Here is a 26,049-nt window from a genome sequence, read left to right as displayed (position 1 = left end):
GTCCGTGGAAGTCTGCCTCTGGCCACTTCACCCGTTTACCTGCTTTAGTAACATATAACAACTGCTACGGTCGTGTCGGATCTTGGCGACAGCTGGGGGCGTTGGTCGGTGTTCGAGGCGATGGTGGACCTGGTGCGTCGCCCCGGTGCGCTGCGCGTCCGGCTCGACCACGACTTCTGCCGCGACGTCGCGGACGTCCACGAACGGGCGCCGACCCTGGCGCTGGACGAGGACTTGGCCCGGGGCTACCACGTGCTGCAACGCGAGAGCCGCGCGCAGTTCGACCAGCTGGTGGCGGGTGGGCTGCGGGTCGTGCCGTGGCGCGGCGCCGGCCTGCCGTACCGGAACTCCACCGAGCTGCGCCGGGAGGTGCGCGACACGCGGCTGCTGAAGCTGCACCTGACCAGGGACGGCCACGGACCGGAGGGCGGCGCGTCGGACGACCACCCGATGCGGGCGTTCTCGGGAGTCGAGGTCGACGGCGTGCGGTTGTGCCACAACGACGTGTTCCGCGTGGTGCACGACGTCATCGGGCACGTGGCGTTCGACAACGGCTTCGGGCCGCGCGGCGAGTTCAAGGCCACCTACCTGCACATGCTGATGTACCCGGAGGCGGCGCACCCGGTGCTGTTCACCGAGCAGGTGGGCCAGATCTGCTGGTTCTTCTTCGGCCCGCACCTGCGCGACGCCACCGGGGCGCTGCGCCCGCCGGACGACCCGGACCACGTGCCCGCCGACCGGCGGCCCTACCCCGAGCAGAAGGTGTTCGCGTTCGACCGGCACTACCTGGAGCGGTTCACCGCCCTGTTCACCACGGAGGAGGAACGATGAGCCAGGTGCTGTCCCTGCGCGACGACTTCCCGCTGCTGCGCGGCGAGGACGCGCCGGTGTACCTCGACAACGCCGCCACCACGCAGAAACCCCAGGTCGTCCTCGACGCGATCATGGACTACTACCGCACCGCGAACAGCAACGTCGGTCGCGGCCACCACCGGCTCGCGCTGGCCGCGACCGACCGCTACGAGGGCGCCAGGGCGGTGGTCCAGCACGCGATCGGCGCACGTGAGCCGGAGGAGGTCGTGTTCACCGCGAACGCGACGGACGCGACCAACCTCGTCGCGGACGTCGTCGGCAGGCGGGTCGTGGGCCGTGGCGACCAGGTCGTGGTCAGCGGGATGGAGCACAACAGCAACCTCCTGCCGTGGCGGCGGCTGTGCGACGAGGTCGGCGCGGAGCTGGTGGTCGTGCCGGTCGGTCCGGGCGGGCGGATCGAGCGGTCCGAGTTCGCCGCCGCGATGGGGCCACGGGTGCGGATCGCGGCCGTGTCCCACGTGTCGAACGTGCTCGGCACCGTCAACCCGGTGCGGGAGCTGGCCGCCGAGGCGCACCGCCACGGCGCGATCGTGCTGGTCGACGGCGCGCAGGCGGTCGCGCACCTGCCGGTCGACGTGCGCGACCTGGACGCCGACTTCTACTGCTTCTCCGGCCACAAGGCGTACGGGCCGATGGGCGTGGGCGTGCTGTACGGCAAGCGGGAGCTGCTGGACGACATGGCGCCGTTCCGGGTGGGCGGCGGCACGGTCAAGGGCGTCAGCCACACCGAGCCGGTGCGGTACGTCCCCGGTCCCGCGCGGTTCGAGGCGGGCACGCCCGACGTGGCCGGTGCGATCGGGCTGGCGGCGGGCCTGGAGTACCTGCTCGGCCTCGGCTGGCCCGCGATCCGGGCGCACGACGAGGGCTTGGTCGCAGCCACGTTGGAGGCCGTCGCCGACCTGGACCACGTGGACGTGGTGGGCGACCCGGGCGCCACGCCGTGCGGCATCGTCTCCCTGTCCGTGCGCGGCATCCACCCCTACGACGTGGGCGGGCACCTGGACGCCCACGGCATCGCGGTCCGCTGCGGCGTGCACTGCGCCAGCACGTTCCTGGACAGCCTCGGTCTGGTCGGCACGGTCCGCCTGTCGTTCGCCGTCTACAACACGCCGGAGGAGATCGAGCTGGTCCGCTCGGCGCTGAAGACGGTCGAGCCCGGACCGTGGACCGCCGACCACCCCACCGAGCGCTTCCTCTGACCCCGACCGAGGTCCCCATGCCCACGGAGTCCATGCACACGGAGGTCTTATGACGGCCGCGGAGTTCGACCCCGTCCGCTTCAAGGAGCAGCAGCGGGTCACCTGGGACGCCATCAGCGCCGGGTGGCTGGCCGTGATCGAGACGTTCGAACGCGGCGCGTCGGTGGTGACGGACCGGCTGCTGGACCTCGCCGGGGTGGCGCCGGGCATGTCCGTGCTCGACGTCGGGACCGGGCTGGGCGAGCCCGCGCTCTCCGCCGCGGCCGTCGTCGGCCCGACCGGCCGGGTGGTCGGCGTCGACCTGTCACCCCGGATGGTCGACCTGGCCGCCCACCGGGCCGCCGGGTTCGACAACGTGGAGTTCCTGGTGGGCGACGTCGAGTCGCTCGACCTGGTCGGCGGTGACTTCGACGTCGTGCTCAGCCGGTGGGGGCTGATGTTCGCGCCCGACCGCCGGGCGGCCTTCCGGTCGCTGGCCACCGCGCTCCGACCGGGCGGGGTGCTGGCCGCGTCCACGTGGGGGCCGCCCGAGACCGCGCCGATGATGTCGCTCGGCTTCGGCGTGCTGGCCAGGCGACTGGAACTGGCCGCGCCACCGCCCGGGACGCCCGGCCCGTTCAGCATGTCCGACGCGGACGCGCTGGTGGCGGAGGTCGCCGCGGCCGGGTTCGCGGATGTCGCCGTCACGGCGGTCGAGGTGCCGTTCGTGCTGAACTCGGCCGAGGCGTACGCGGTGTTCAACAAGGCGGTGACGCCGCCGGGGCTGCGGCAGTTGATGCGGGAACGGCTGGGCACCGACGACGACCCCTCGCTGTGGGCCGAGGTCGGCGCCGCGGTGGCCGGGCGTCAGGGGCCGGACGGTCGGGTCGAGCTGCCCAGCAGGGCGCTGTGCCTGCGGGCCACTGCTCCGGTCGAGTAGCCTTTCGGGTGATCTACACGCCCGCGCATGTCGTGTGCCGCAGGGGGTGATCACCGGGGGAAGGTAAACCTTCACGTGGCCTATGCAGCGGAGATCAGTCGCGCCAACCCGTCGTGCTTCGTGTTCCTGGTCGACCAGTCCGCGTCGATGACCAACCCCATCGGGGGCGGCGGGGGACAGCGCAAGGCGGACGTGGTGGCCGACGCGATCAACCGGCTGCTGGCCGAGCTGAGCGTGAAGTGCGCGAAGGAGGAAGGCGTCCGCGACTACTTCCACATCGCCGTCATCGGGTACGGGTACACCGTCGGCTCGGCGTTCACGGGTCCGCTCGCCGGCCGTGACCTCGTGCCGCTGAGCCAGGTGGCGGACAAGCCCGCGCGGGTGGAGAAGCGGACCAAGAAGGTGCCGGACGGCGCGGGCGGGCTGGTGGAGACGACCACCCGGTTCCCGGTCTGGGTGGACCCGGTCGCCAACGGCGCGACACCGATGTGCCGGGCGCTGGCGCGGGCCGAGTCGCTGGTGTCGGAGTGGGTGGCCCGTCACCCGGACTGCTTCCCGCCGATCGTGCTGAACCTGACCGACGGCGAGTCCACCGACGGCGACCCGGTCGGCCCTGCCTGGGCCGTGCAGACGCACGTGAGCGCGGACGGCGCGGCGTTGCTGTTCAACCTGCACGTCTCGGCCGCCAACGCCGTTCCGGTGACGTTCCCGGAAACCGACGCGGCCCTTCCGGACGCCTACGCGCGCACCTTGTTCGGCATGTCCAGCCCGCTGCCGCCGCACATGCGGTTCTACGCGTTGCAGCAGGGCATGTCGGTCGGCGACACGACGCGGGGGTTCGTCTACAACGCGGACATCACCTCGTTGGTCCAGTTCCTGGACATCGGGACGCGTGCGACGGACCTTCGCTGAGCACCGGCATGGTCGTCTCCTCGCTCCGCGTGCCCAAGCACGGCAACTCCGTGGCGGAGTGCGAGGACGCGGGGCACGTCCTCGACCCGGTTCCGGGGCTCGTGTGCGCGGCGGTGGCGGACGGGGCGTCGGAGAGCCTGCTCGCGGGTGAGTGGGCCGACCTGCTCGCGCGATCGGTCAACGACGCCGTTCGAGCTGACGAGTGCGTGGCGCGGGACGCGGACCGCTTCGCGTCGGCGCTGGTGGGAGCGGGGGAGGCGTGGGACGGCTGGCTCTCCGCGTACGTGGCGCGGCGTGAGGCCGACGGCCGTCCGATCGCCTGGTACGAGCAGCCCAAGCTGGACCGGGGTCCGCACGCCACCGTGCTCGCCGCGCGGTTCTGCGCCGATCCGTCCGGGACCCGGTGGGCCGCCGCCGCGTTGGGCGACAGCTGCCTGTTCCACGTCCGGGCCGATCGGCTGCTGCTCGGGTTCCCGGTGGAGTCGTCCGAGGCGTTCTCCAACTCGCCGGGGCTGGTCAACGCGTTCAACCGGGATCAAGAGCTGCTGGCGAGGCACGTGCGGACGGCGTCCGGTCGTGCGGAGGACGGCGACCAGTTCTTCCTCTGCACCGACGCGCTGGCCGCGTGGTTCCTCGGCGCGGTCGAACGGGGTGACCGGCCGTGGCACGAGCTGTGCGACCTCACGCGGTCCGGTGATCTCGACGGGTTCGGGGAGTGGCTGCGGGTGGCGCGCGGGAAGGGGGTGATGCGGAATGACGACGTCACCGTCGTTCACGTGGACCTCGGATGACGAGCCCGTCCGTTCATTCCCCTCCGGTGCGACCTACGTCGAGGCGCTGCAGAACACCGGGTTGTGCTTCCGGGGCACCGACCTCGCCGGGGCGGAGGTGCGGACCGACGCGCTGGGCCGGCCCCGCGCGATCTCGGGCAACTTCGCCGGCGTCTTCTCCCTGACCGTCGACGGCGCCCGCTATGCGATCAAGTGCTTCACCCGTGAGGCGCCGGAGCAGGCGACCCGCTACCGCGCCGTGGGCGAGCACCTGGCGCGCCTGGACGACGACTGGACGGTCGGCTTCGACTACCTCGGCCGCGGCATCATGGTCGAGGGCTCCTGGTACCCCGTGCTGCGGATGGAGTGGGTGGAGGCCGTCAGCCTCATCCGCTGGATCGACCGGAACGTCGACGACCCGGCGGCCCTGGCCGACGTCGCCGCGCGGTTCGCCCGGCTGGTCGCCGACCTGGCCGCGTCCGGCGTCGGGCACGGCGACCTCCAGCACGGGAACCTGCTGATCACCGACGACGGCGCGGTGAAGCTGGTCGACTACGACGGCATGTACGTGCCCGCGCTCGCCGGGCTGCCCGCCGCCGAGACCGGGCACCGCAACTACCAGTCGCCGGACCGGACGGCGGCCGAGTTCGGGCCGGAGGTCGACCGGTTCTCGTCGTGGGTCGTGTACCTGTCGTTGGTGGCGCTGGCGGTCGACCCGTCGTTGTGGCGGCAGCTGCGCGACGAGGACGCCGAGCACCTGCTGCTGGCCGAGTCGGACTTCACCGACCCGGCGTCGTCGTTCCGGCTGGCCACCCTGACCGGTCATGCGGACGCCCGGCTGCGCGCGCTCGCGGTGCGCTTCCAGGACATCCTGCTCCACCACCGCGCCGCGGCCCCGCCGCTGGAACCGCTCGACCTGGTCGACGCCGTGGCTCCCGCCCTCCCCGTGCTGCCGTCGTGGATGGCGGAACGCGTCGAGCCGCACGTGCCCGCCCCGCCGCCCTCCACGCGGTTCTCCGGGGGTTCGCGGGCCTCGACCGCGTCGGCGTGGGCGTTGTCGGCGCTGTTGCCGCTCGGCGTGCCGGCGGCGATCTTCGTGGACGAGTCGTTGCTGGCGGTCGACGTGCTGGCGTGGACGGCGTTCACGGTGTCCGGCTACCGGCGTCAACCCGAGCGCCTACGGGCCCGTGCGGCGCGTGCCGAGCGCAAGCGGCTCTTGCGTGCGCGGAAGGCCGCCGAGGACGAGGTCGCCCGGCTGGAGCAGGAGACCGGGCGGATCGTGCGGGCGGCCGAGGAGTCCAAGGCCGAGCAGGACTTCCGGCGGCGGGCCTTCCAGCAGCGGTACAACCTGCTCATCGGGTCGCACCAGCGGGCGGTGAAGGAGCGACTCGACCGGATCGACCGGGAGCGGCAGGCGTTGGCGGCCCGTCTGCACCTGGAGGACCAGCGGTTGCTGGTCCTGCGGCAGAAGGATCACGTGCGTGCTTGTTTGGCGAAGTTCCCTCTTCGGAGCGCCGACATCGAGGGTGTGTGGCCGGCGCTGGTCGACCGGCTCGAAGACGCCGACATCCGGACCGCCGCGGACTTCGTCGGCATCCGGTACGACACGCACGGTCCCGAGCGCGTGGCGATCTTCGTCCTGGTCGACGGCAGGGGCGTGCGTGTCGCCGGGATCGACGAGGTGAAGGCCGGGCTCATCGACCAGTGGCGTGAACGGCTGACGGCCGAGGCCACGCAGACCCGGCCGTCGTCGTCGACGCCCGAGCAGCAGCAGGTGCTCCGGGACCGGTTCGCCGCCGAGAAGACCGTCCTCGACGCCCGCTACCAGCGGGTGCTGGCCGAGGCGGAGATGACGACCCGGGGGCTGCGGGCGTCCCTGCGCGTGGAGCAAGCGGCGTTGGCCGAGGAGATGAAGGCCGCCAACTCCGCCACCGCCCGCGCCCGCGCCGACCACGACCGCGCGGTGGCGGAAGCCGCCGTCACCCTGGAACGCACCCGCAAGGCGACGTCCGCCGCCATCGCCGAAGCCGCCACGTTCCAGCCCATCACCTACCGCCGCTACCTCCGGTTCCTCCTCACCGGCAGGAGGTGACCGTCAGGACGGCTCCGCTCCGACGAGGGCGCGCAGGCCGTTCCGACCTCACTCGTCCTGGTTCCGCCGAGTGCCGAACGCGCTGCGGAGTTGGTCGCGGACTCGGCGGCCGGCCAGCTGGACGGGTGTGACCACCGAGCTGTGCACCCGGCGGGCGGGGGCCACTACCGCTGCCTGCCACGCGCGCCTGGTCAGCCGGACCGCGGGGGCCAGGATGGTGCGGCCGACCCACCTCGCCGGGGTGACTGCCAGCGCGTGGAACGCCTGCTTCGCGAACCGCCACAGCGGGAGCGCCACGCGGCGGCCGGCCCACCCGCAGACGGCTCGGATCGCCCGGCCGAGCAGTGCCAGCCCTCGTCCCACCTTGCGGAACGCCCAGATCACGGCGGAGGTGAAGAGCCGCAGCAGCCACCACAGGCCGTTGCCGACCGCCTTCGCGGTCAGGACCACGACGTTCCGCCACACCCAGCGCAGGCCGTTGCCGATCGTGCGGGCGGTCGGGACGACGGCGTTCCGCCACACCCACAGCAGGCCGTTGCCGAACGCCCGGGTCGCGCGCACGACCACCTCCAGCCACAACCACCGCACCGGTGCCACGACGAGCACCCGCCGGCACCACGCCAGCGGCACCGTCAGCGCACGCACCGCCCATTCCAACGCATCGCCCACAAACGTGACCGCCGCGCGCAGCCGACGCCGGACCGGATCGAGCAGCCGCCGCAGACCACGTCCCGCCGGCCGCACCGCGAACCGACCCAGCGCGCGGAACACCCACCGCACCCCGTCGACCAGCGCCCTCAGCCCACGCCCCACCAGTTCGGCCACCGCCCGCAGGAACACCCCGGTCGGCCTGAGCACGTGCCGAACAACCCCACGGCCGAGCGCGACCAGCCCTCTGCCGAGCGCACCGAACACCCGCCGCAGCCCGTCACGCAAGAACCGCAGGAACACCCCGGTCGGCTTGATCAGGTACCGCACCAACAGCCGTCCGATCGCGCGCGACCCGGCACCGATCGCGCCGAACACCCACCGCACGCCCGCGCCGACGGGGACGACCACCCGCCGCCACAGGAACCGGGTCAGCGCGCCGCCGGAAGTCCACGCCCGGCGGAGCACACCGGCCAGCGGCCGGAGCAGCAGGCGTCGGGCGGTCCACCCGACCGCCTTGACCCACTCCCACGCGAACCGCACCGGCAGCACGATCAGCACGGCTATGACGCGCGCCACCCACACCGCCCAGCGCGGCGGCGGGTCACCCTCGACGTTGTCGCTCCCGGTCACGGCCAATAGACGCACGACCATGGAGGTCGGTGCCATCAGCGCTGGTCACAACCAGGGCACGACCACCGGTACCGGCACGACGGAGCCACGACGCCCTCGACCGCGGACCGCCCGCGGTCTGCCCCGACAAAGTTGAGCAATCAATTGAAAGTGGAAATCCGCAGATACCGGGACCTCGGATACCGGGGTCGCTGAACCCGCCGGCACGCCGCCTCGGGCCAGTGTCCGCGAAGCGACGGAAATGAGGGGCAAGGTCGCCGCGCGGACTGTCCAAATCGGCTTGACAACACCGGACGAGTGCGTCCGATCATGGTGAAGTGGCCGCCGTGGACGATCCCGGTGAACGTTCATCGGACCACCGGATACCGTCTTCACGCTCCTCATTGGATGGCTATGTGCGGACATCGAGGGAAACTTTGGGCTACAGGCCGAACTTCGGGCCTTGTGGTCACGACGCCCCGGAGGCATGGTGGGGTTACGTACCTCACACCGTCGATCGTGTCGATCGCGCCCGCGCGGGGCTCTGATCGGCTAACTCCTTGGTGTGCCAGGCAAGAAGCCCGGCAACCGCCTCGGCGGGCGATACGGCTCGACCCTGCGACCGACCTGCGGGATCGCACCGCGGAACCCGTCGGCGACCGCCGCCGGCGGCGTCGACATACAAGATCAACCGGCCGGAGCCGGCTGCCGATATCACAACCCGTTGTTGCCATAGAGGTATTTCATGGCGGCACTGCGCGTTCTTGTCGGACCCGTCGTTCTCGGTAATACTGCGTGCGCGTCCGTGTCTGGGGACACGCGGAGATGCGTTACCGGGGGATCTGAGATGCGCTCATGTAGGCGGTCTCTTCCATGTGCGCTGTGCAAAGAGGACGTGGCATGAGGGCAGTCGAGAACCTGGTCGCCTTGTCGCGTCCGGGCGGGGAGGTGTAACCATGGCCACTGAGAAGAAGATCGATCAGAAGGACGTCATCGGCGCGCTCCGGAGGTCGGTCAAGGAGACCGAACGCCTCCGGAGGCAGAACCAGGAGCTGCTCGACCAGGCGACCGAGCCGCTGGCGATCGTCGGCATGAGCTGCCGGTTCCCGGGTGGGGTGACGTCACCGGAGGAGCTGTGGGACCTCGTGGCGTCCGGTCGGGACGCCGTGACGGAGTTCCCCGGCGACCGCGGCTGGGAGCTGGACCGGCTCTACCACCCCGACCCCGACCACCACGGCACGGCGTACACCCGCGAGGGCGGGTTCGTCGACGCGGTCGGCGAGTTCGACGCGGAGTTCTTCGGCATCACCCCGCGTGAGGCGTTGGCCATGGACCCGCAGCAGCGGATGCTGCTGGAGGAGACCTGGCGGACCATGGAGGACGCGGGCATCGACCCGACGTCGTTGCGGGGCAGCGACACCGGTGTCTTCCTCGGCACCATGTACTCGGACTACCAGTACGTCGCCGGGACGAGCGACCGGCACGAGGAGATCGAGGGCTACCTCATGATCGCCTCGGCCGCCAGCGTCGCGTCCGGGCGGATCAGCTACACCTTCGGCTTCGAGGGCCCCGCGATCACTGTGGACACCGCGTGCTCCGCATCGCTGGTCGCCATCGCCCTGGCCTGCAAGTCCCTGCGCTCGCGCGAGTGCTCGCTGGCGATCGCCGGCGGCGTCACGGTGCTGACCCGGCCGAACATCTTCACCGAGTTCAGCCGGCAGCGCGCGCTGTCGGCCGACGGCCGCTGCAAGGCGTACGGGTCCACTGCGGACGGCGTCGGCTGGGGCGAGGGCTCCGGCCTGCTCATGCTGGAGCGCCTGTCCGACGCCCGCCGCAACGGCCACCGCATCCTGGGCCTGGTGCGCGGCACCGCGGTGAACCAGGACGGCGCCAGCAACGGCCTCACCGCGCCGAACGGCCCGTCGCAGGAGCGGGTGATCCGCGCGGCCCTGGCGAACGCGGGCCTGCGTCCGTCCGATGTGGACGCCGTGGAGGGCCACGGCACCGGGACGCCGCTCGGCGACCCGATCGAGGCCGAGGCCCTGCTGGCCACCTACGGCCGCGAGCGCGAGAACGGCCCGCTCTGGCTCGGGTCGGTGAAGTCCAACATCGGGCACACCCAGGCCGCCGCCGGTGTGGCCGGTGTGATCAAGATGGTCATGGCCATGCGGAACGGGACGATGGCTCCCACCCTGCACGCCGACCAGCCGTCGCCGCACGTGAACTGGTCCTCCGGCGACATCCGGCTGGTGACCGAGAAGCGCGAGTGGACCGCGACCGACCGGCCGCGCCGCGCGGGTGTGTCGTCGTTCGGGATCAGCGGCACCAACGCGCACGTGATCCTGGAAGAGGCCCCGGCGGAGGAGCCCGCCGAGGTCGAGGCGCAGGCCGAGCCCACCCCGCCGGCCGTGGTGCCGGTGCTGGTGTCGGCCCGGAGCGTGGGGGCCCTGCGGGCGCAGGCCGACCGGTTGCGCGCGCTGCTGATCGCGCGCCCGGAGCTGTCCGTGCTGGACATGGCGTTCTCGTCGGCGACGGCACGGGCGCAGCTGGAGCACCGCGCGGCCGTCGTGGCGACCGATCGGGGCGCGCTGCTGACCGGGCTGGGCGCGCTGTCGGTGGGTGATCCGGCGGATGGCGTAGTCGAGGGTCGGCCGGTCGGCGGTAAGGCCGTGTTCGTGTTCCCGGGTCAGGGTGCGCAGTGGGTGGGCATGGCGGTGGAGTTGTGGGACTCCTCGCCGGTGTTCGCGGCCCGGATGGCGGAGTGCGGCGACGCGTTGAGGTCCTTTGTGGACTGGAGTTTGGAGGACGTGCTCCGGGGTGTGGACGGTGCGCCGTCGTTGGAGCGCGTGGATGTGGTGCAGCCCGCGTTGTGGGCGGTGATGGTGTCGCTGGCGGCGTTGTGGCGTTCTTGCGGCGTCGAGCCCTCGGCGGTCGTCGGTCACTCGCAGGGTGAGATCGCCGCGGCGTGCGTCGCGGGTGCTCTGTCCCTTGAGGACGGCGCTCGGGTCGCGGCGCTGCGCAGCGGACTCGTGCGGGACCGGCTCGCCGGTCACGGCGGGATGATGTCGGTCTCGCTGCCCGTGGAACGAGTCGAGGAACTCCTCGTGTCCTACGAGGGCCGGGTGTCCGTCGCGGCGGTGAACGGTCCCGCCACGGTCGTGGTGGCCGGCGAGCCGGGCGCGTTGGACGAGCTGCTCGCGGCCTGCGAGCGGGACGGTGTCCGGGCCCGCCGGGTGGCGGTGGACTACGCGTCGCACTCGGCGCAGGTCGAGGCGATCGAGGCCGAGCTGCTCGACGTGCTGGCCCCGCTCGCGCCGAAGTCCGGCGACGTGCCGTTCTACTCGACCGTCACGGGCGGGTTCGTCGACACCGCGATCCTGGACGCCGGGTACTGGTACCGGAACCTGCGCGGTCGGGTCGGGTTCGAGCCCGCCGTCCGGGCGCTGGTCGCCAACGGCACCGGCAGCTTCCTGGAGATGTCGCCGCACCCCGTGCTGACGATGGCGGTCGAGGAGACCGTCAGCAGCGGGTCCGGGCAGGTCGCGGTGGTCGGCTCGCTCCGCCGGAACGAGGGTGGTCTGGCGCGGTTCGTGACCTCCTTGTCCGAGGCGCACGTGTCGGGCGTGGCGGTCGACTGGTCCGCGTTCTACGCCGACAGCGGCGCGCGGCACATCTCGTTGCCGACGTACGCCTTCCAGCGGGAGCGGTTCTGGGTCACGCCCGGCTCCGGTTCCGGTGACGTGGCGGCGGCCGGCCAGGTGCGGGTCGAGCACCCGGTGCTGGCGGCGGCGGTGCAGGTCGCGGACCGGGACGAGTGGGTCTTCACCGGCCGGATCTCGCAGGAGTCGCAGCCGTGGACCCGCGATCACGTCGTGTTCGGCAGTGTCCTCGTGCCGGGGGTGTCGCTGGTCGAGATGGCGCTGACCGCCGGTGGCGTGCTGGGCTGCGCGGTCCTGGACGAGCTGGTGCTGGAGTCGCCGCTGGTCCTGGACGACGACGCGGTGCGGCAGGTCCAGATCACCGTGGGCGTGGCCGGCGACGACGACCGCCGTGAAGTGGCGATCTACAGCCGTGCCGAGAGCGGCGACGACGAGCAGCGCGAGACCACCTGCCACGGGCGCGGGTGGCTGGCCGCGGAGGCCGAGCCGGTGGAGCCGTTCCCGCTCCAGTGGCCGCCCTCGGGCGCGCACGCCGTGGCCGTCGGCTCGTTCTACGAGCGGCTGGGCGGTATCGGCCTCGACTACGGGCCGCTGTTCCAGGGTGTCCGGGCGGCCTGGCGGGTCGGCGACGTGGTCTACGCCGACGTCGCGCTGCCCGAGGACGCCCCGGCCGGCAAGTTCGGCGTGCACCCGGCGCTGTTCGACGCCGCGCTGCACGGCAGCATGCTGTCCAAGGAGGCCGGGTCGGCGGTCGACCTGCCGTTCTCCTGGTCCGGGGTGCGGCTCGGCCTGACCGGGCTCACCCGGGCCCGCGTGCGGATCACGACGTCGGGCTCCGGCCTGCGCGTCGACCTCGCCGACGACGCCGGGGCGATGGTCGCGACCGTAGGCAGCCTCGGTCTGCGTCCGATGGAGGCCGGTCAGCTCGAACGCTCGCAGGGCTCGAAGAACTCGATGTTCCAGGTGGACTGGACCGAGATCACCGCCAAGCCGGCCGTGTCGGCACGGGTGGTGCGGCTCGGCGTGGACCACGCGGACCTCGACGCGCTGGAGCAGGCGCGGTCCGCCGGCGCGGGCACGCCGGACCTGGTCGTCGCCACGATCGAGGCGCAGTCCGGCGCACCGGCCGAGGTGGCGCGCGCGGTCGCGGCGGACGCCCTGGCGCTGGTGCAGGCCTGGTTGGCGAGCGAGTGGCTGGGCGATGCCCGGCTGGTCGTGGTGACCCGTGGCGGTGTCGCGGTGGGCGACGAGTCGCCGGACGTGGCGCAGTCCCCGGTGTGGGGCTTGGTGCGCAGCGCGCAGTCCGAGCACCCCGGCCGGTTCGTGCTGGTGGACGTCGACGGCGGCGACGAGCCGGACTGGGGCTCGCTGCTCGACTTGGACGAGCCGCAGCTGGCCGTGCGGGAAGGCCGGGTGCTCGCGCCGAGGCTCGGCCGCGTCACGGCCGCTGCCGGCGACACCGCGTGGCGGCTGGGCTCGGCCCGGAAGGGCTCGCTGGAGGACCTGACGATCCTGCCGTCCGAGGGCGGCCGGCCGTTGGGCGTCGGCGAGGTCCGGGTCGGCATCCGCGCCGCCGGGGTGAACTTCCGCGACGTGCTGATCGCGCTGGGCATGTACCCCGGTGACGCGCCGCTGGGCAGCGAGGCCGCGGGCGTGGTGCTGGAGGTCGGCTCCGCGGTGACCGACCTGAAGCCGGGCGACCGGGTGTTCGGCCTGGTCACCGACGCGTTCGGCCCGGTGGCCGTGGCGGATCGCCGCACGGTCGTGCCGATGCCGTCCTCGCTCTCCTTCGTGGAGGCGGCGGCGGTGCCGGTGGTGTACCTGACCGCGTACTACGGCCTGGTGGACCTGGCCTCGCTCCGCGCCGGCGAGAAGCTGCTGGTGCACGCCGCCGCCGGTGGTGTGGGCATGGCCGCGGTGCAGCTGGCCCGCCACTTCGGTGCGGAGGTGTTCGCCACGGCGAGCGCGCCGAAGTGGGACGCGGTGCGCGCCCTGGGTGTGTCGTCGGACCGGATCGCCTCGTCGCGTGACCTGGGTTTCCGGCAGGCGTTCCTGGACGCGACCGACGGCGCCGGCGTGGACGTCGTCCTGGACGCGCTGGCCGGCGAGTTCGTCGACGCGTCCCTGGAGCTGCTGCCGCGCGGTGGCCGGTTCATCGAGATGGGCAAGACCGACATCCGCGACCCGGAGGTCGTCGCCCGCGAGCACGCCGGTGTGCGGTACCGGTCCTACGACCTCCTGGAGGCCGGGCCGGACCGCATCCAGGAGATGCTGCTGGAGATCACCGAGCTGTTCGAGCGCGGTGTGCTCACCCCCTCGCCGATCCGGGCGTGGGACGTGCGCCGGGGTCGTGAGGCGTTCCGGTTCCTGCGCGAGGGCCGCAACGTCGGCAAGGTCGTGCTGACCGTCCCGGCTCCGCTGGACCCCGAGGGCACCGTCCTGATCACCGGTGGCACCGGCGGCCTGGGCGCGCGGTTCGCCAAGCACCTCGCCGAGCGGCACGGCGTGAAGGACCTGCTGCTGGTCAGCCGTCGCGGCCGGGCCGTCGACGGCGTGGACGAGCTGGCCGCCGAGCTGGAGGCGCTGGGCGCCCAGACCCGGGTCGAGGCGTGCGACGTCACCGACCGGGACCAGCTCGCCGGGTTGATCGCGTCTCTGGACCGGCCGCTGACCGCGGTCGTCCACGCCGCCGGTGTGCTGGACGACGGCGTGATCGAGTCGCAGACCAAGGACCAGGTCGACCGGGTGATGCGCCCGAAGATCGACGCGGCGTGGAACCTGCACGAGCAGACCCTGGGCCAGGAGCTGTCGGCGTTCGTCCTGTTCTCGTCGGCGGCGGCCCAGCTGGGCAACCCCGGCCAGGCGAACTACGCCGCCGCCAACGCCGCTCTGGACGCGCTCGCGCACCAGCGGCGTGCGGCCGGTCTGCCGGCGAGCTCCCTCGCCTGGGGCCTGTGGGCCGACGCCACCGGCATGACCGGTGAGCTGGACGAGGCCGACCTGGCCCGGATGGAGCGCACCGGTATCGGCGCGCTGTCCACCGACCTGGGCCTGGAGCTGTTCGACCAGAGCCTCGGGTCGGACGCGGCGCTGCTCGTGCCGCTGAAGCTGGACCTGTCCGTGCTGCGCACCCAGGCGCGGGACGGAATGCTCCCCGCCTTGCTGCGCGGCCTGGTCCGCGCGCCCGCGCGGCGCACCGAGCAGGTCGGTGGGTCGCTGAGCCAGCGGCTCGCCGGGGTGCCCGCGGCGGACCGCGAGCAGGCGGTGCTGGAGCTGGTGCAGGCGCAGGTGGCGGCCGTCCGCGGCAACGCGTCCGGCGCCGAGGTCGACCCGGACCGCGCGTTCAAGGCGCTCGGGTTCGACTCGCTGGCCGCCGTCGAGCTGCGCAACCGGCTCGCCCGGGTGACGGGCCTGCGACTGCCCGCCACCCTCGTCTTCGAACACCCGACCCCCGCCGAGGTCGCTCGGCTGCTCCTGAAGGAGGTCGGCGGCGCGGCGGAGGAAGAACGGGCCGCGCCGTTCGAGGAGGAGTTGCAGAAGCTCGAGGAAATGCTGATCACGGTGGCGGGCGACGAGAGCACGCTCTCGGAGATCGAGCCGCGCCTGCGTTACCTGAGCAACCGGCTCCGGGCGGTGCTCAGCGGAACGGGCGGCGAACCGTCCGATGTGGACGCGGTGCTGGACGACGATCTGGACGTGTCCGACGACGAGATGTTTAGCATGATCGACGAGGAGCTCGGGTCGGCATGAGCAGCGGGAACACGGACGAGCAGAAGCTACGCACATACCTGAAGAAGGTCACCAACGAGCTGCGCACGGCGAACCGCCGGGTGCGCGAGCTGGAGCAGCGCGCCGACGAGCCGTTGGCGATCGTGGGCATGAGCTGCCGGTACCCCGGCGCCTCGTCCCCGGAGGAGCTGTGGGAGCTGGTGGCGTCCGGCAAGGACGCGATGTCCCCGCTGCCCACCGACCGGGGCTGGGACCTGGAGCGGCTGTACGACGCCGACCCGGACCAGCTCGGCACGGTGACCACGACCGCCGGCGGCTTCATCGACGGTGTCGGCGACTTCGACGCGGACTTCTTCGGCATCAGCCCGCGCGAGGCGCTGGCGACCGACCCGACGCAGCGGCTGGCGCTGGAAGGCGCGTGGGAGGCGTTCGAGGACGCGGGCATCGATCCGACCTCGCTGCGCGGCAGCAACACCGGTGTGTTCTGCGGCGCGGTCACCTCCGACTACGGCGGCACGATGCCGCCCGAGCTGGAGGGGTTCCGCCTCACCGGCACCCAGCTCAGCATCGTGTCCGGCCGGATCGCGTACAGCCTGGGGCTGGAAGGTCCTGCGGTCACCATCGACACTGCGTGCTCGTCGTCGCTGGTCGCGATCCACATGGCCGCGCAGGCGCTGCGGTCGGGTGAGTGCTCGCTGGCGCTGGTCGGCGGCGTGACGGTGCTCGCCGGCCCGTTCCTGTTCGTGGAGTTCAGCCGTCAGCGCGGCCTCGCGCCGGACGGCAAGTGCAAGGCGTACTCGGCGTCCGCGAACGGCACCGGCTTCGCGGACGGCATGGGCATGCTGGTCGTGGAGAAGCTGTCGGACGCGCGCCGCAACGGCCACCGCATCCTCGGCCTGGTGCGCGGCACGGCCGTGAACCAGGACGGCGCGAGCAACGGCCTGACCGCGCCGAGCGGGTCGTCGCAGGAGCGGGTGATCCAGGCCGCGCTGGCGAACGCCGGGTTGAGCCCGGCCGAGGTCGACGCGGTCGAGGGCCACGGCACGGGCACCCAGTTGGGTGACCCGATCGAGGCGCGCGCACTGCTGGCCACGTACGGCCGCAAGCGGGCGGACGGTCCGCTGTGGCTGGGTTCCATCAAGTCCAACATCGGCCACACGTCGGCGGCGGCCGGCGTCGCCGGTGTGATCAAGCTCGTGCAGGCGATGCGGCACGACCTGCTGCCGGCGACGCTGCACGTGGACGCGCCGTCCCCGCACGTCGACTGGACGTCCGGGCAGGTCGAGCTGCTGACCGAGGCACGCGAGTGGTCGGCGTCGGAGCGCCCGCGCCGGGCCGGCGTGTCGGGCTTCGGCATCAGCGGCACCAACGCGCACGTGATCCTGGAGGAAGCTCCCTCCGAGAGGTCCAGCGCCGAGAGGTCCGGCGCCGAGAAGACCAGCACCGAGAAGACGAGCGAGAACACCGAGGACGTCACCGAGCGCGTCGAGGAGACGCGGCCGGTCGGCACGGCCCCGGTGGTCCTGTCGGCCCGGAGCGAGGCGGCGTTGCGGGCGCAGGCGGACCGGTTGCGGGCGCACCTGGTCGCCCGGCCGGAGCTGTCCCCCGTGGACGTCGGCTTCTCCGTGGCGACCACCCGGGCGCTGCTGGACCACCGCGCGGTGGTCGTGGCGTCGGACCGGGACGAGCTGCTGGCCGGGCTGACGACCGTGGCCGACAGCGGCACCGCGAGTCGCGCGGTGGGCGGCAAGACGGCGTTCCTGTTCACCGGTCAGGGTTCGCAGCGGGCCGGGATGGGGCTGGAGCTGGCGGCGGAGTTCCCGCGGTTCGCCGAGGCCTTGGACGAGGTCTCCGCCGAGCTGGACCCGTTGCTGGGCCGGTCGCTGCGCGAGTTGCTGTCCGCCGAGGACGGTTCGCTGGACCGGACCGAGTACACGCAGGCCGCGCTGTTCGCGGTCGAGGTGGCGCTGTTCCGGTTGGTCGAGTCGCTGGGGATGCGGCCCGACTACCTGATCGGCCACTCCGTGGGCGAGATCGCCGCCGCGCACGTCTCGGGCGTGCTGTCGTTGGCGGACGCGTGCGCGCTCGTCGCGGCACGCGGCAAGCTGATGGGCGCACTGCCCGCCGGCGGGGCGATGGTGGCCGTGCAGGCCGAAGAGGCCGAGGTCGCCGAGTCACTGGCCGGGTACGAGGGCCGCCTGGAGATCGCGGCGGTGAACGGGCCGCGCGCGGTCGTCGTCTCGGGCGACGCGGACGCGGTGGACGAGTGGCTGCCGAGCTGGCAGGGCCGCAAGACGTCCCGGCTGCGGGTGTCGCACGCGTTCCACTCGCCCCGGATGCAGCCGATGCTGGCGGAGTTCGAGGCCGTCGCGCGCGAGCTTACGTTCGCCGAGCCGCAGCTCCCGATCGTGTCCAACGTGTCCGGCGAGCTGGTGTCGGCCTTCGACGCGGGCTACTGGGTGCGGCACGTGCGGCAGGCGGTGCGGTTCGACGACGGTGTGAAGACGTTGCACGGCCTGGGCGTCCGGCGGTTCCTGGAGCTGGGCCCGGACGGCGTGCTCACCGCGATGGCCAGGCAGTGCCTGGAAGACCGGGACGACTCGGTGTTCCTCCCCGCCCTGCGGGCCAAGCACCCGGAGGCGCGGACCGTCGCCGGGTTCCTGGGCCGGGCGCAGGCCGCCGGGGTGGCCGTGGACTGGTCGGCCTACTACGCCGGCGCGCACCGGGTGGAGCTGCCGACGTACGCGTTCCAGCGCGAGCGCTACTGGCTGGCCCCGGACAGCGGTTCCGGCAACGTGGCCGCGGCCGGGCTCGGCCGGGTCGAGCACCCGGTCCTGGCCGGTGCGGTCCGGGTGGGCGACCGGGACGAGTGGGTGTTCACCGGCCGCCTGTCCACCGACACGCAGCCGTGGGTCGCGGGGCACCAGCTGCTCGGCACCATCGTCGTCCCCGGCACCGGCCTGGTCGAACTGGCGCTCGCCGCCGGTGGCCTGACCGCGTGCCCGGTGCTGGACGAGCTGGTGCTGGAAGCGCCGCTGCTGCTGGAGGAGGGCGTCGCCCGGCAGGTGCAGGTCACCGTCGGCCCGGCTGACGACGACGGCCGCCGCGACGTGGCGATCTACTCGTCGCTGGAGTCCGACGACGAGGCGGAGACCGTCTGCCACGCGCGCGGTGTGCTCGGCGCGGAGCCCGCGGCGGCGGCCGAGTGGCCCGCCGAGTGGCCGCCGGAGGGCGCGGAGACGCTGCCGGTGGACGAGCTGTACGGCCGGCTGGCCGACATCGGCTACAACTACGGCCCCGCTTTCCACGGCGTGCAGGCCGCCTGGCGCGACGGCGACCGCACGACGTACGCCGAGGTCGTGCTCCCGGATTCCGCCGGCAGTGACAGTTACGGCATCCACCCGGCGCTGTTCGACGCGGCGTTGCAGAGCGGTGTCATCCTCCTGACCGACAGCGACGGCCACCGGATGCCGTTCAGCTGGGCGGGGGTTCAGGTCGACCGTCCCGGTGTCACGCGGCTGCGCGTCCGCTCGGTGGCGACCGGCGATTCCGCGCTCCGGCTGGACGCGGTGGACGAGTCCGGCGCGCCGGTGGTGTCGATCGGCTCCATCGCGGTCCGCCCGGTCGAGCAGGCGCGCCTTGAGGGCGGCCGGCGGTCGCTGTACACCGTCGACTGGGCGCCGGTCACGGCGTCCGGCGCGTCGGTGAACGCGGTGGACCTGGCCGACCTCGACCAGGCGCTGACCGACGGCGTGCCCGAGCTCGTCGTCGCGAAGGTCGACACCCCGGCGGACGGCTCGGCGCAGACCGTCGCCGTGCAGGCGCTGGACCTGGTCCGCGGGTGGTTGGCGGACGAGCGGGTGGCCGCATCACGGCTGGTCGTGGTGACGCGTGGCGCGGTCTCCGTGGGCGACGAGTCGCCGGACGTGGCGCAGGCCGCGGTGTGGGGTCTGGTGCGCAGCGCGCAGTCGGAGCACCCGGGCCGGTTCGTCCTGGTCGACGCGGACGCCGACGACGTCGACTGGAGCGCGGTGCTCGGCTCCGAGGAGCCGCAGCTGGCGGTCCGGGAAGGCCGGATGCTCGCGCCGCGCCTCGGCCGCGCGTCGTCGGGCACGCCGCACCGGTGGAACGAGGACGACTCCGTCCTGATCACCGGTGGCACGGGTGGCCTGGGCGCGATCTTCGCGCGGCACCTGGCCGAGCGGCACGGCGTGCGGCACCTGCTGCTGGTGAGCCGTCGTGGTGCGGCGGCCGATGGCGCGGGCGAGCTGGTCGCGGAGCTGGAGGCGTTGGGCTGCGCCGTGCGGGTGGCGGCCTGCGACGTGTCCGACCGCGACCAGGTGGCGGGCCTGCTCGGCTCGCTGGACCGGCCGCTGACCGCCGTGATCCACGCGGCGGGCGTGCTGGACGACGGTGTGGTGGAGTCGCTGACGGCCGAGCGGATCGCGCGGGTGATGGGGCCGAAGGTCGACGCCGCCCTGCACCTGCACGAGCTCACCGCGGGCCTGGACCTCTCCGCGTTCGTGCTGTTCTCGTCGGTCGCCGCGTTGCTGGGCAGCCCGGGGCAGGCGAACTACGCGGCGGCGAACGCGGTGCTGGACGCGCTGGCGGCGAAGCGGCGGGCCGAGGGCCTGCCCGCGACGTCGCTCGCCTGGGGCCTCTGGGGCGACGCGGGCGGCATGGCGGGCGAACTCGCCGAAGCGGACCTCGCCCGCCTGGAGCGGATGGGCGTCGGCGCGCTGTCCACCGGGATGGGGCTCGACCTGTTCGACCAGGGCCTCGGGCTGGACGACGCGCTGCTGGCCCCGGTCAAGCTCGACCTGGCCACCCTGCGGGTGCAGGCGCGCACCGGGATGCTGCCCGCCCTGCTGCGCGGGCTGGCACCCGCGCCCCGGAAGGCCGCGGCGGGTGGGTCGCTCGCGCAGCGACTCGCCGACGTGCCCGAGGCCGACCGGGAACGGGTCGTGCGGGAGCTGGTGCAGGCGCAGGTCGCGGCCGTGCTCGGCCACGCCTCGGCCGGTGCTGTCGACCCGGAACGCGCGTTCAAGGACCTGGGCTTCGACTCGCTGAGCGCGGTCGAACTGCGCAACAACCTCACCCAGGGCACCGGCGTGCGGCTGCCCGCGACGCTGATCTTCGACCACCCGAGCCCGGTGGCCGTCGCGCGGTTCATCCTCGGCGAGGTCGGCGGGATGACCGAGACGCGGCGTCCGGTGGCGAAGCGGCGGCGGACCGACAACGAGCCGCTGGCGATCGTCGGCATGAGCTGCCGGTACCCCGGCGGCGTCGCGTCACCGGAGCAGTTGTGGGAGCTGGTGGCGTCCGGTCGTGACGCGATCAGCGGACTGCCCACCGATCGCGGCTGGGACATCGAGAAGCTGTACGACCCGGACCCCGACCAGCTGGGCACCGTGTACACGCGCGCCGGCGGCTTCCTGGAGCGGCCGGGCGACTTCGACGCGGAGTTCTTCGGCATCAGCCCGCGCGAGGCGCTGGCCATGGACCCGCAGCAGCGGCTGATCCTGGAAGCCGCGTGGGAGGCGTTCGAGCACGCGGGGATCGACCCGACGTCGTTGCGCGGCAGCGACACGGGCGTGTTCTGCGGCGCGGTCACGACCGACTACGCCGGTATGACGACGTCCGAGCTGGAGGGCTACCGCCTGACCGGCAGCACGACGAGCGTGGTGTCCGGCCGGATCTCGTACAGCCTCGGGCTCGAAGGTCCGTCGCTGTCCGTCGACACCGCCTGCTCCTCGTCCGCGGTGGCGTTGCACCTCGCGGCGCAGGCCGTGCGGTCGGGCGAGTGCTCGATGGCGCTGGCCGGTGGCGTGACGCTGATGGCCGGGCCGTACCTGCTCACCGAGTTCAGCCGGCAGCGGGCGCTGTCGCCGGACGGGCGGTGCCGGGCCTACTCGGCCTCCGCCGACGGCACCGGGTTCGCCGAAGGCGTGGGCCTCGTGGTCCTGGAGCGCCTGTCGGACGCGCGCCGCAACGGGCACACGGTGCTCGCGGTGCTGCGCGGCAGCGCGGTGAACCAGGACGGCGCCAGCAACGGTCTGACCGCGCCGAACGGCCCCTCGCAGGAGCGGGTCATCCGGCAGGCGCTGGCCAACGCCGACCTCGCACCGTCCGACGTGGACGCCGTCGAGGGCCACGGCACGGGCACCAAGCTGGGTGACCCGATCGAGGCGCAGGCGCTGCTGGCGACGTACGGCCGTGAGCGGGCGGACGGTCCGCTGTGGCTGGGCTCGATCAAGTCGAACATCGGCCACACGTCGGCCGCGGCCGGTGTCGCCGGTGTGATCAAGATGGTGCAGGCCATGCGGCACGGCCTGCTGCCGCGCACGCTCCACGTCGACTCGCCGTCCCCGCACGTGGACTGGGAGTCGGGCGAAGTCGAGCTGCTGACCGAGGCGCGGGAGTGGCAGACCGACGGGCGGCCCCGCCGGGCCGGTGTGTCCTCGTTCGGCGTGAGCGGCACGAACGCGCACCTCATCCTGGAGGAGGCGCCGGCCGAGACGCCGGCGGAGCGGACCGGCGACGGTCCGGCTGTCACGCCGGTGCTGGTGTCCGCCCGGACCGAAGCGGGGCTGCGGGCGCAGGCCGACCGGCTGCGCGCCTACCTGGCCACCCGGCCGGAGCTGTCCCTCGCGGACCTGGCGTTCTCGTCGGCGACGGCACGGGCGCAGCTGGAGCACCGCGGGGCCGTGGTGGCGACCGACCGCCAGAGCCTGGTGGCGGGTCTGGGCGCGCTGGCCGTGGGCGAGCCGCTGGACGGTGTGGTCGAGGGCCGTCCGATGAGCGGCAAGACCGTGTTCGTGTTCCCGGGTCAGGGTGCGCAGTGGGTGGGCATGGCGGTGGAGTTGTTGGACTCCTCGCCGGTGTTCGCGGCTCGTGTGGGGGAGTGCGGCGATGCGTTGAGGTCCTTTGTGGACTGGAGTTTGGAGGACGTGCTCCGGGGTGTGGACGGTGCGCCGTCGTTGGAGCGCGTGGATGTGGTGCAGCCCGCTTTGTGGGCGGTGATGGTGTCGCTGGCGGCGTTGTGGCGGTCTTATGGTGTGGAGCCCTCGGCGGTTGTGGGTCATTCGCAGGGTGAGATCGCGGCGGCGTGTGTGGCGGGTGCGTTGTCCCTTGAGGACGGTGCTCGGGTGGTGGCGCTGCGCAGTGGTCTGGTGCGGGATCGGCTTGCCGGTCGCGGCGGGATGATGTCGATCTCGTTGCCGGTGGAGCGGGTCGAAGAGCTGGTGAACCGGTACGAAGGCCGTGTGTCGGTGGCGGCTCTGAACGGTCCTGCCTCCGTGGTGGTGGCCGGTGAGCCGGGCGCGTTGGACGAGTTGCTCGCCACGTGCGAGCGGGACGGTGTCCGGGCCCGTCGGGTGGCGGTGGACTACGCGTCGCACTCGGTCCAGGTGGAGGCGATCGAGGCCGAGTTGCTGGAGGTGCTCGCGCCGCTCGCGCCGAAGTCCGGCGACGTGCCGTTCTTCTCGACGGCGACCGGCGGGTTCATCGACACCGCGATCTTGGACGCCGGGTACTGGTACCGCAGTCTCCGTGGTCGGGTGGGGTTCGAGCCGGCGGTTCGGGCGCTGATCGACAACGGTGTCGGGAACTTCCTGGAGATGTCTCCGCACCCGGTGTTGACGATGGCGGTGGAGGAGACCATCGCCGCGCACGGTGCGGCCGACCGGGTCGGTGTGGTCGGGTCGTTGCGCCGCGACGAGGGCGGGATGCGGCGGTTCGCGGCTTCGCTGGCCGAGGCGCACGTCTCGGGCGTGGCGGTGGACTGGTCCGCTTACTACGCCGGTACCGGCGTGCAGCGGGTGCCGTTGCCGACCTACGCGTTCCAGCGCGAGCACTTCTGGCTCACGCCGGGGTCCGGCTCCGGTGACGTCGCTTCGGCCGGGCAGGTCGGCGTCGACCACCCGATCCTGTCGGCGGCCGTGCAGGTCGCGGACCGCGACGAGTGGGTCTTCACGGGCCGGATCTCGCAGGAATCCCAGCCGTGGACGCGGGACCACGTGGTGTTCGGCATCGTCCTGGTGCCGGGGACGGCGCTGGTCGAGATGGCGTTGACGGCCGGTCGCCAGGTCGGGTGCACGGTCCTGGACGAGCTGGTGCTGGAGTCGCCGCTCCTGCTGGAGGACGACGTCACGCTCCAGGTCCAGGTCACGGTGGGCCCGGCCGTGGAGGGCGGTCGCCGTCAGGTGGCGGTCTACAGCCGGCCCGAGGGCGGCGACGACGAGCAGCGCGAGACCACCTGCCACGGGCGCGGCTGGCTGGCCGCGAACGCGGCTCCGGCGGAGCCGTTCCCGCTCCAGTGGCCGCCGGCGGGCGCCGAGCAGCTCACGGTCGAGGACCTGTACGCCAGGGTGAGCGACCACGCGAAGCTGACCGACCTGGGCTTCGACTACGGCCCGGCGTTCCGCGCCGTGCAGTCCGCCTGGCGGGTCGGGAACGACGTCTACACCGAGCTGGTCCTGCCCGACGTGGCCGGCCCCGCCGACGGTTTCGGCCTGCACCCGGCGTTGTTCGACTCCGCGCTGCACGGCGGGCTCGGCATGCTGGGCGGCAGCGGCGACGACTCGGGCGGCCTGCCGTTCTCCTGGTCCGGCGTGCGGCTGGACCGGACCGGGCACACCCGCCTGCGGGTGCGCATCGGGCTGGCCGGTGACGCCGCGCTGCGCCTCACCATCGTGGGCGACGACGGCGAGCTGATCGCGAACGTCGAACGGCTGGACGTCCGTCCGGTCGAGCAGGCGCACCTCGAAGCCGCACGGCGGAACGGGCCGCGGTCGCTGTACCAGGTGGAGTGGGTGCCCGTCCCGGTCGTCGCGACGATGTCCTCGCGGGTCGCGATCCTGGGCGAGGTGGGGCTGACCTCCGGTGAGCGGTTCGCGGACCTGGCCGCGCTGGAGCAGAAGCTGGCGGAGGGCGCTTCGGCGCCGGACGTCGTCATCGCCACGGTCGACGCGCCCTCGGGGAGTGCGGCCGAGGCGGCGCGCGGCGCGGCGGTGAAGGCGTTGGAGCTGCTGCGGCAGTGGCTGGCCAGTGACCGGCTCGGCGAAGCGCGACTGGTCGTGCTGACCCAGGGCGCGATCGCCGTGGGCGAGGAGACCGCCGACATCACGCAGGCCCCGGTGTGGGGTCTCGTGCACAGCGCGCAGTCGGAGCACCCGGGCCGGTTCCTGCTCGTGGACCTCGACGGGAGCACCGAGCCCGACTGGGGCGCGCTGCTCGACACCGGCGAACCGCAGATCGCGGTGCGGTCGGGCCGGGCGCTGGCGCCACGGCTCGCGAAGGCCGACGAGCCCGTCCCCGGACGGCCGCTGGACGCGGGCGGCATCGTGCTGATCACCGGTGGCACCGGCGGTCTGGGCGCGTTGTTCGCCCGGCACCTGGCCGAGCGGCACGGCGTGAAGCACCTGCTGCTGGTGAGCCGTCGCGGTCCGGCCGCGACGGGCGCGGGCAAGCTGGTCACCGAGCTGGAGGGGTTGGGCTGCGACGTCCGGGTCGCGGCGTGCGACGTCTCCGACCGGGATCAGCTGGTCGACCTGCTGAACTCGCTGGACCAGCCGTTGACCGCGGTGGTCCACGCGGCGGGCGTGCTGGACGACGGTGTGCTGGAGTCGCTGACGGCCGAGCGGGTCGAGCGGGTGATGCGGCCGAAGGTCGACGCCGCGCTGCACCTGCACGAGCTGACGGCGGGGCTGGAGTTGTCGGCGTTCGTGCTGTTCTCGTCGGTCGCGGCCTTGATCGGGAGCCCCGGTCAGGCGAACTACGCGGCGGCGAACGCGGTGCTGGACGCGCTGGCGGCGAAGCGGCGGGCAGAGGGCCTGCCCGCGACGTCGCTCGCGTGGGGCCTGTGGGCCGAGGCCACCGACATGACCGGTGAACTCGACGCGACGGACCTCGCGCGGCTGGAGAAGATGGGCGTCGTCGCGCTGTCCGCCGAGACCGGGCTCGACCTGTTCGACCAGAGCCTCGGGGTGGACGCGGCGCTGCTGGCGCCGGTCAAGCTCGACCCGGCCGCGCTGCGGGTGCAGGGACGTGCGGGCATGCTGCCGCACCTCCTGCGCGGGCTGGTCCGGATGCCGGAGCAGCAGCGGACCGAGCCCACCGCGAGCGGGTCGCTGGAGCAGCGGCTCGCCGAGGTGCCGGAGTCGGAGCGGGAGAAGGTCGTGCTGGCCCTGGTGCGGACGCACGTCGCGGCCGTGCTCGGCCACTCGTCGTCCGCCGCGGTCGCACCGGACCGGCCGTTCCAGGACCTCGGGTTCGACTCGTTGGCGGCGGTCGGGTTGCGGAACCGGTTGACCCAGGCCACCGCGTTGCGGCTGCCGGCGACGCTGGTCTTCGACCACCCGACGCCGATCGCCATCACGCGGTTCCTGCTGACGAAGGTCGGTGGCGCCAAGGCTGCCCACCAGGAACCGCCGATCGACGTGGAACTGAAGAAGTTGGAAGACATGCTCGCCGACGCCGCGGTGGAGGAGAAGCAGCGCGTGGCGGGTCGCTTGCGCGCCCTGCTGACGTCGCTCTCCGAGGGGCCGACGGCGGCGTCCCGGATCGAGGCCGCGACCACCGCGGACGAGATCTTCAAGTTGATCGACGCCAAGTTCGGCGATGCGTGACGAGGGAA

Annotated in this window: 9 protein-coding genes; 8 read left to right on the top strand and 1 reads right to left on the bottom strand. The window is 73.0% G+C overall.

What is annotated here, in order from left to right; translation table 11 throughout:
• Positions 1-72 precede the first annotated feature (72 nt).
• The 6 genes from ACRAKI_RS23600 to ACRAKI_RS23575 all read left to right on the top strand — a co-directional run bounded on the left by ACRAKI_RS23600 (position 73) and on the right by ACRAKI_RS23575 (position 6,765).
• Positions 73-831: a crotonobetainyl-CoA--carnitine CoA-transferase gene (locus ACRAKI_RS23600; protein WP_447002687.1), complete on the top strand. Its 759-nt coding sequence runs from the start codon at positions 73-75 to the stop codon at positions 829-831.
• Positions 828-2,072 (top strand): aminotransferase class V-fold PLP-dependent enzyme, encoded by a 1,245-nt coding sequence (locus ACRAKI_RS23595; protein WP_447002686.1) that lies wholly within the window; start codon positions 828-830, stop codon positions 2,070-2,072. Before ACRAKI_RS23600 ends, ACRAKI_RS23595 begins: the two co-directional genes overlap by 4 nt.
• Positions 2,073-2,121: 49 nt before the next feature.
• Entirely contained in the window at positions 2,122-2,991 is an 870-nt protein-coding gene (locus ACRAKI_RS23590) for a class I SAM-dependent methyltransferase (RefSeq protein ID WP_447002685.1), read from the top strand.
• 75 nt (positions 2,992-3,066) lie between these two features.
• Positions 3,067-3,903: a vWA domain-containing protein gene (locus ACRAKI_RS23585; protein WP_447002684.1), complete on the top strand. Its 837-nt coding sequence runs from the start codon at positions 3,067-3,069 to the stop codon at positions 3,901-3,903.
• 8 nt (positions 3,904-3,911) lie between these two features.
• Positions 3,912-4,694: a protein phosphatase 2C domain-containing protein gene (locus tag ACRAKI_RS23580; protein WP_447002683.1), complete on the top strand. Its 783-nt coding sequence runs from the start codon at positions 3,912-3,914 to the stop codon at positions 4,692-4,694.
• The gene (locus ACRAKI_RS23575) at positions 4,657-6,765 is read left to right on the top strand and encodes a hypothetical protein (protein ID WP_447002682.1); all 2,109 of its coding nucleotides are present in this window, start codon (positions 4,657-4,659) and stop codon (positions 6,763-6,765) included. The genes ACRAKI_RS23580 and ACRAKI_RS23575 overlap by 38 nt, the downstream gene beginning before the upstream one ends.
• 48 nt (positions 6,766-6,813) lie before the next feature.
• On the opposite strand, the gene ACRAKI_RS23570 is transcribed toward ACRAKI_RS23575, so the two are convergent.
• The gene (locus ACRAKI_RS23570; protein ID WP_447002681.1) at positions 6,814-8,082 is read right to left on the bottom strand and encodes a hypothetical protein; all 1,269 of its coding nucleotides are present in this window, start codon (positions 8,080-8,082) and stop codon (positions 6,814-6,816) included.
• Between the two features lie 899 nt (positions 8,083-8,981).
• On the opposite strand from ACRAKI_RS23570, the gene ACRAKI_RS23565 reads away from it, so the two are divergent.
• Positions 8,982-15,434, top strand: a complete 6,453-nt coding sequence (locus tag ACRAKI_RS23565) for an SDR family NAD(P)-dependent oxidoreductase (RefSeq protein WP_447002680.1) — start codon at positions 8,982-8,984, stop codon at positions 15,432-15,434.
• Positions 15,431-26,041: an SDR family NAD(P)-dependent oxidoreductase gene (locus ACRAKI_RS23560; protein WP_447002679.1), complete on the top strand. Its 10,611-nt coding sequence runs from the start codon at positions 15,431-15,433 to the stop codon at positions 26,039-26,041. Before ACRAKI_RS23565 ends, ACRAKI_RS23560 begins: the two co-directional genes overlap by 4 nt.
• The last annotated feature ends 8 nt before the right edge of the window (positions 26,042-26,049 follow it).

The organism is Saccharothrix isguenensis, from assembly GCF_052936305.1.
The sequence above is the reverse complement of the archived record's forward strand: the minus strand, read 5'-3'. Positions and strand labels throughout refer to the sequence as shown.

Bases quoted from the DNA above. Each gene is read 5' to 3' on its own strand.
- ACRAKI_RS23595 (WP_447002686.1), top strand. From the start codon at position 828: ATGAGCCAGGTGCTGTCCCTGCGCGACGACTTCCCGCTGCTGCGCGGC.
- ACRAKI_RS23590 (WP_447002685.1), top strand. From the start codon at position 2,122: ATGACGGCCGCGGAGTTCGACCCCGTCCGCTTCAAGGAGCAGCAGCGG.
- ACRAKI_RS23580 (WP_447002683.1), top strand. From the start codon at position 3,912: ATGGTCGTCTCCTCGCTCCGCGTGCCCAAGCACGGCAACTCCGTGGCG.
- ACRAKI_RS23575 (WP_447002682.1), top strand. From the start codon at position 4,657: ATGACGACGTCACCGTCGTTCACGTGGACCTCGGATGACGAGCCCGTC.
- ACRAKI_RS23570 (WP_447002681.1), bottom strand. From the start codon at position 8,082: ATGGCACCGACCTCCATGGTCGTGCGTCTATTGGCCGTGACCGGGAGC.
- ACRAKI_RS23565 (WP_447002680.1), top strand. From the start codon at position 8,982: ATGGCCACTGAGAAGAAGATCGATCAGAAGGACGTCATCGGCGCGCTC.
- ACRAKI_RS23560 (WP_447002679.1), top strand. From the start codon at position 15,431: ATGAGCAGCGGGAACACGGACGAGCAGAAGCTACGCACATACCTGAAG.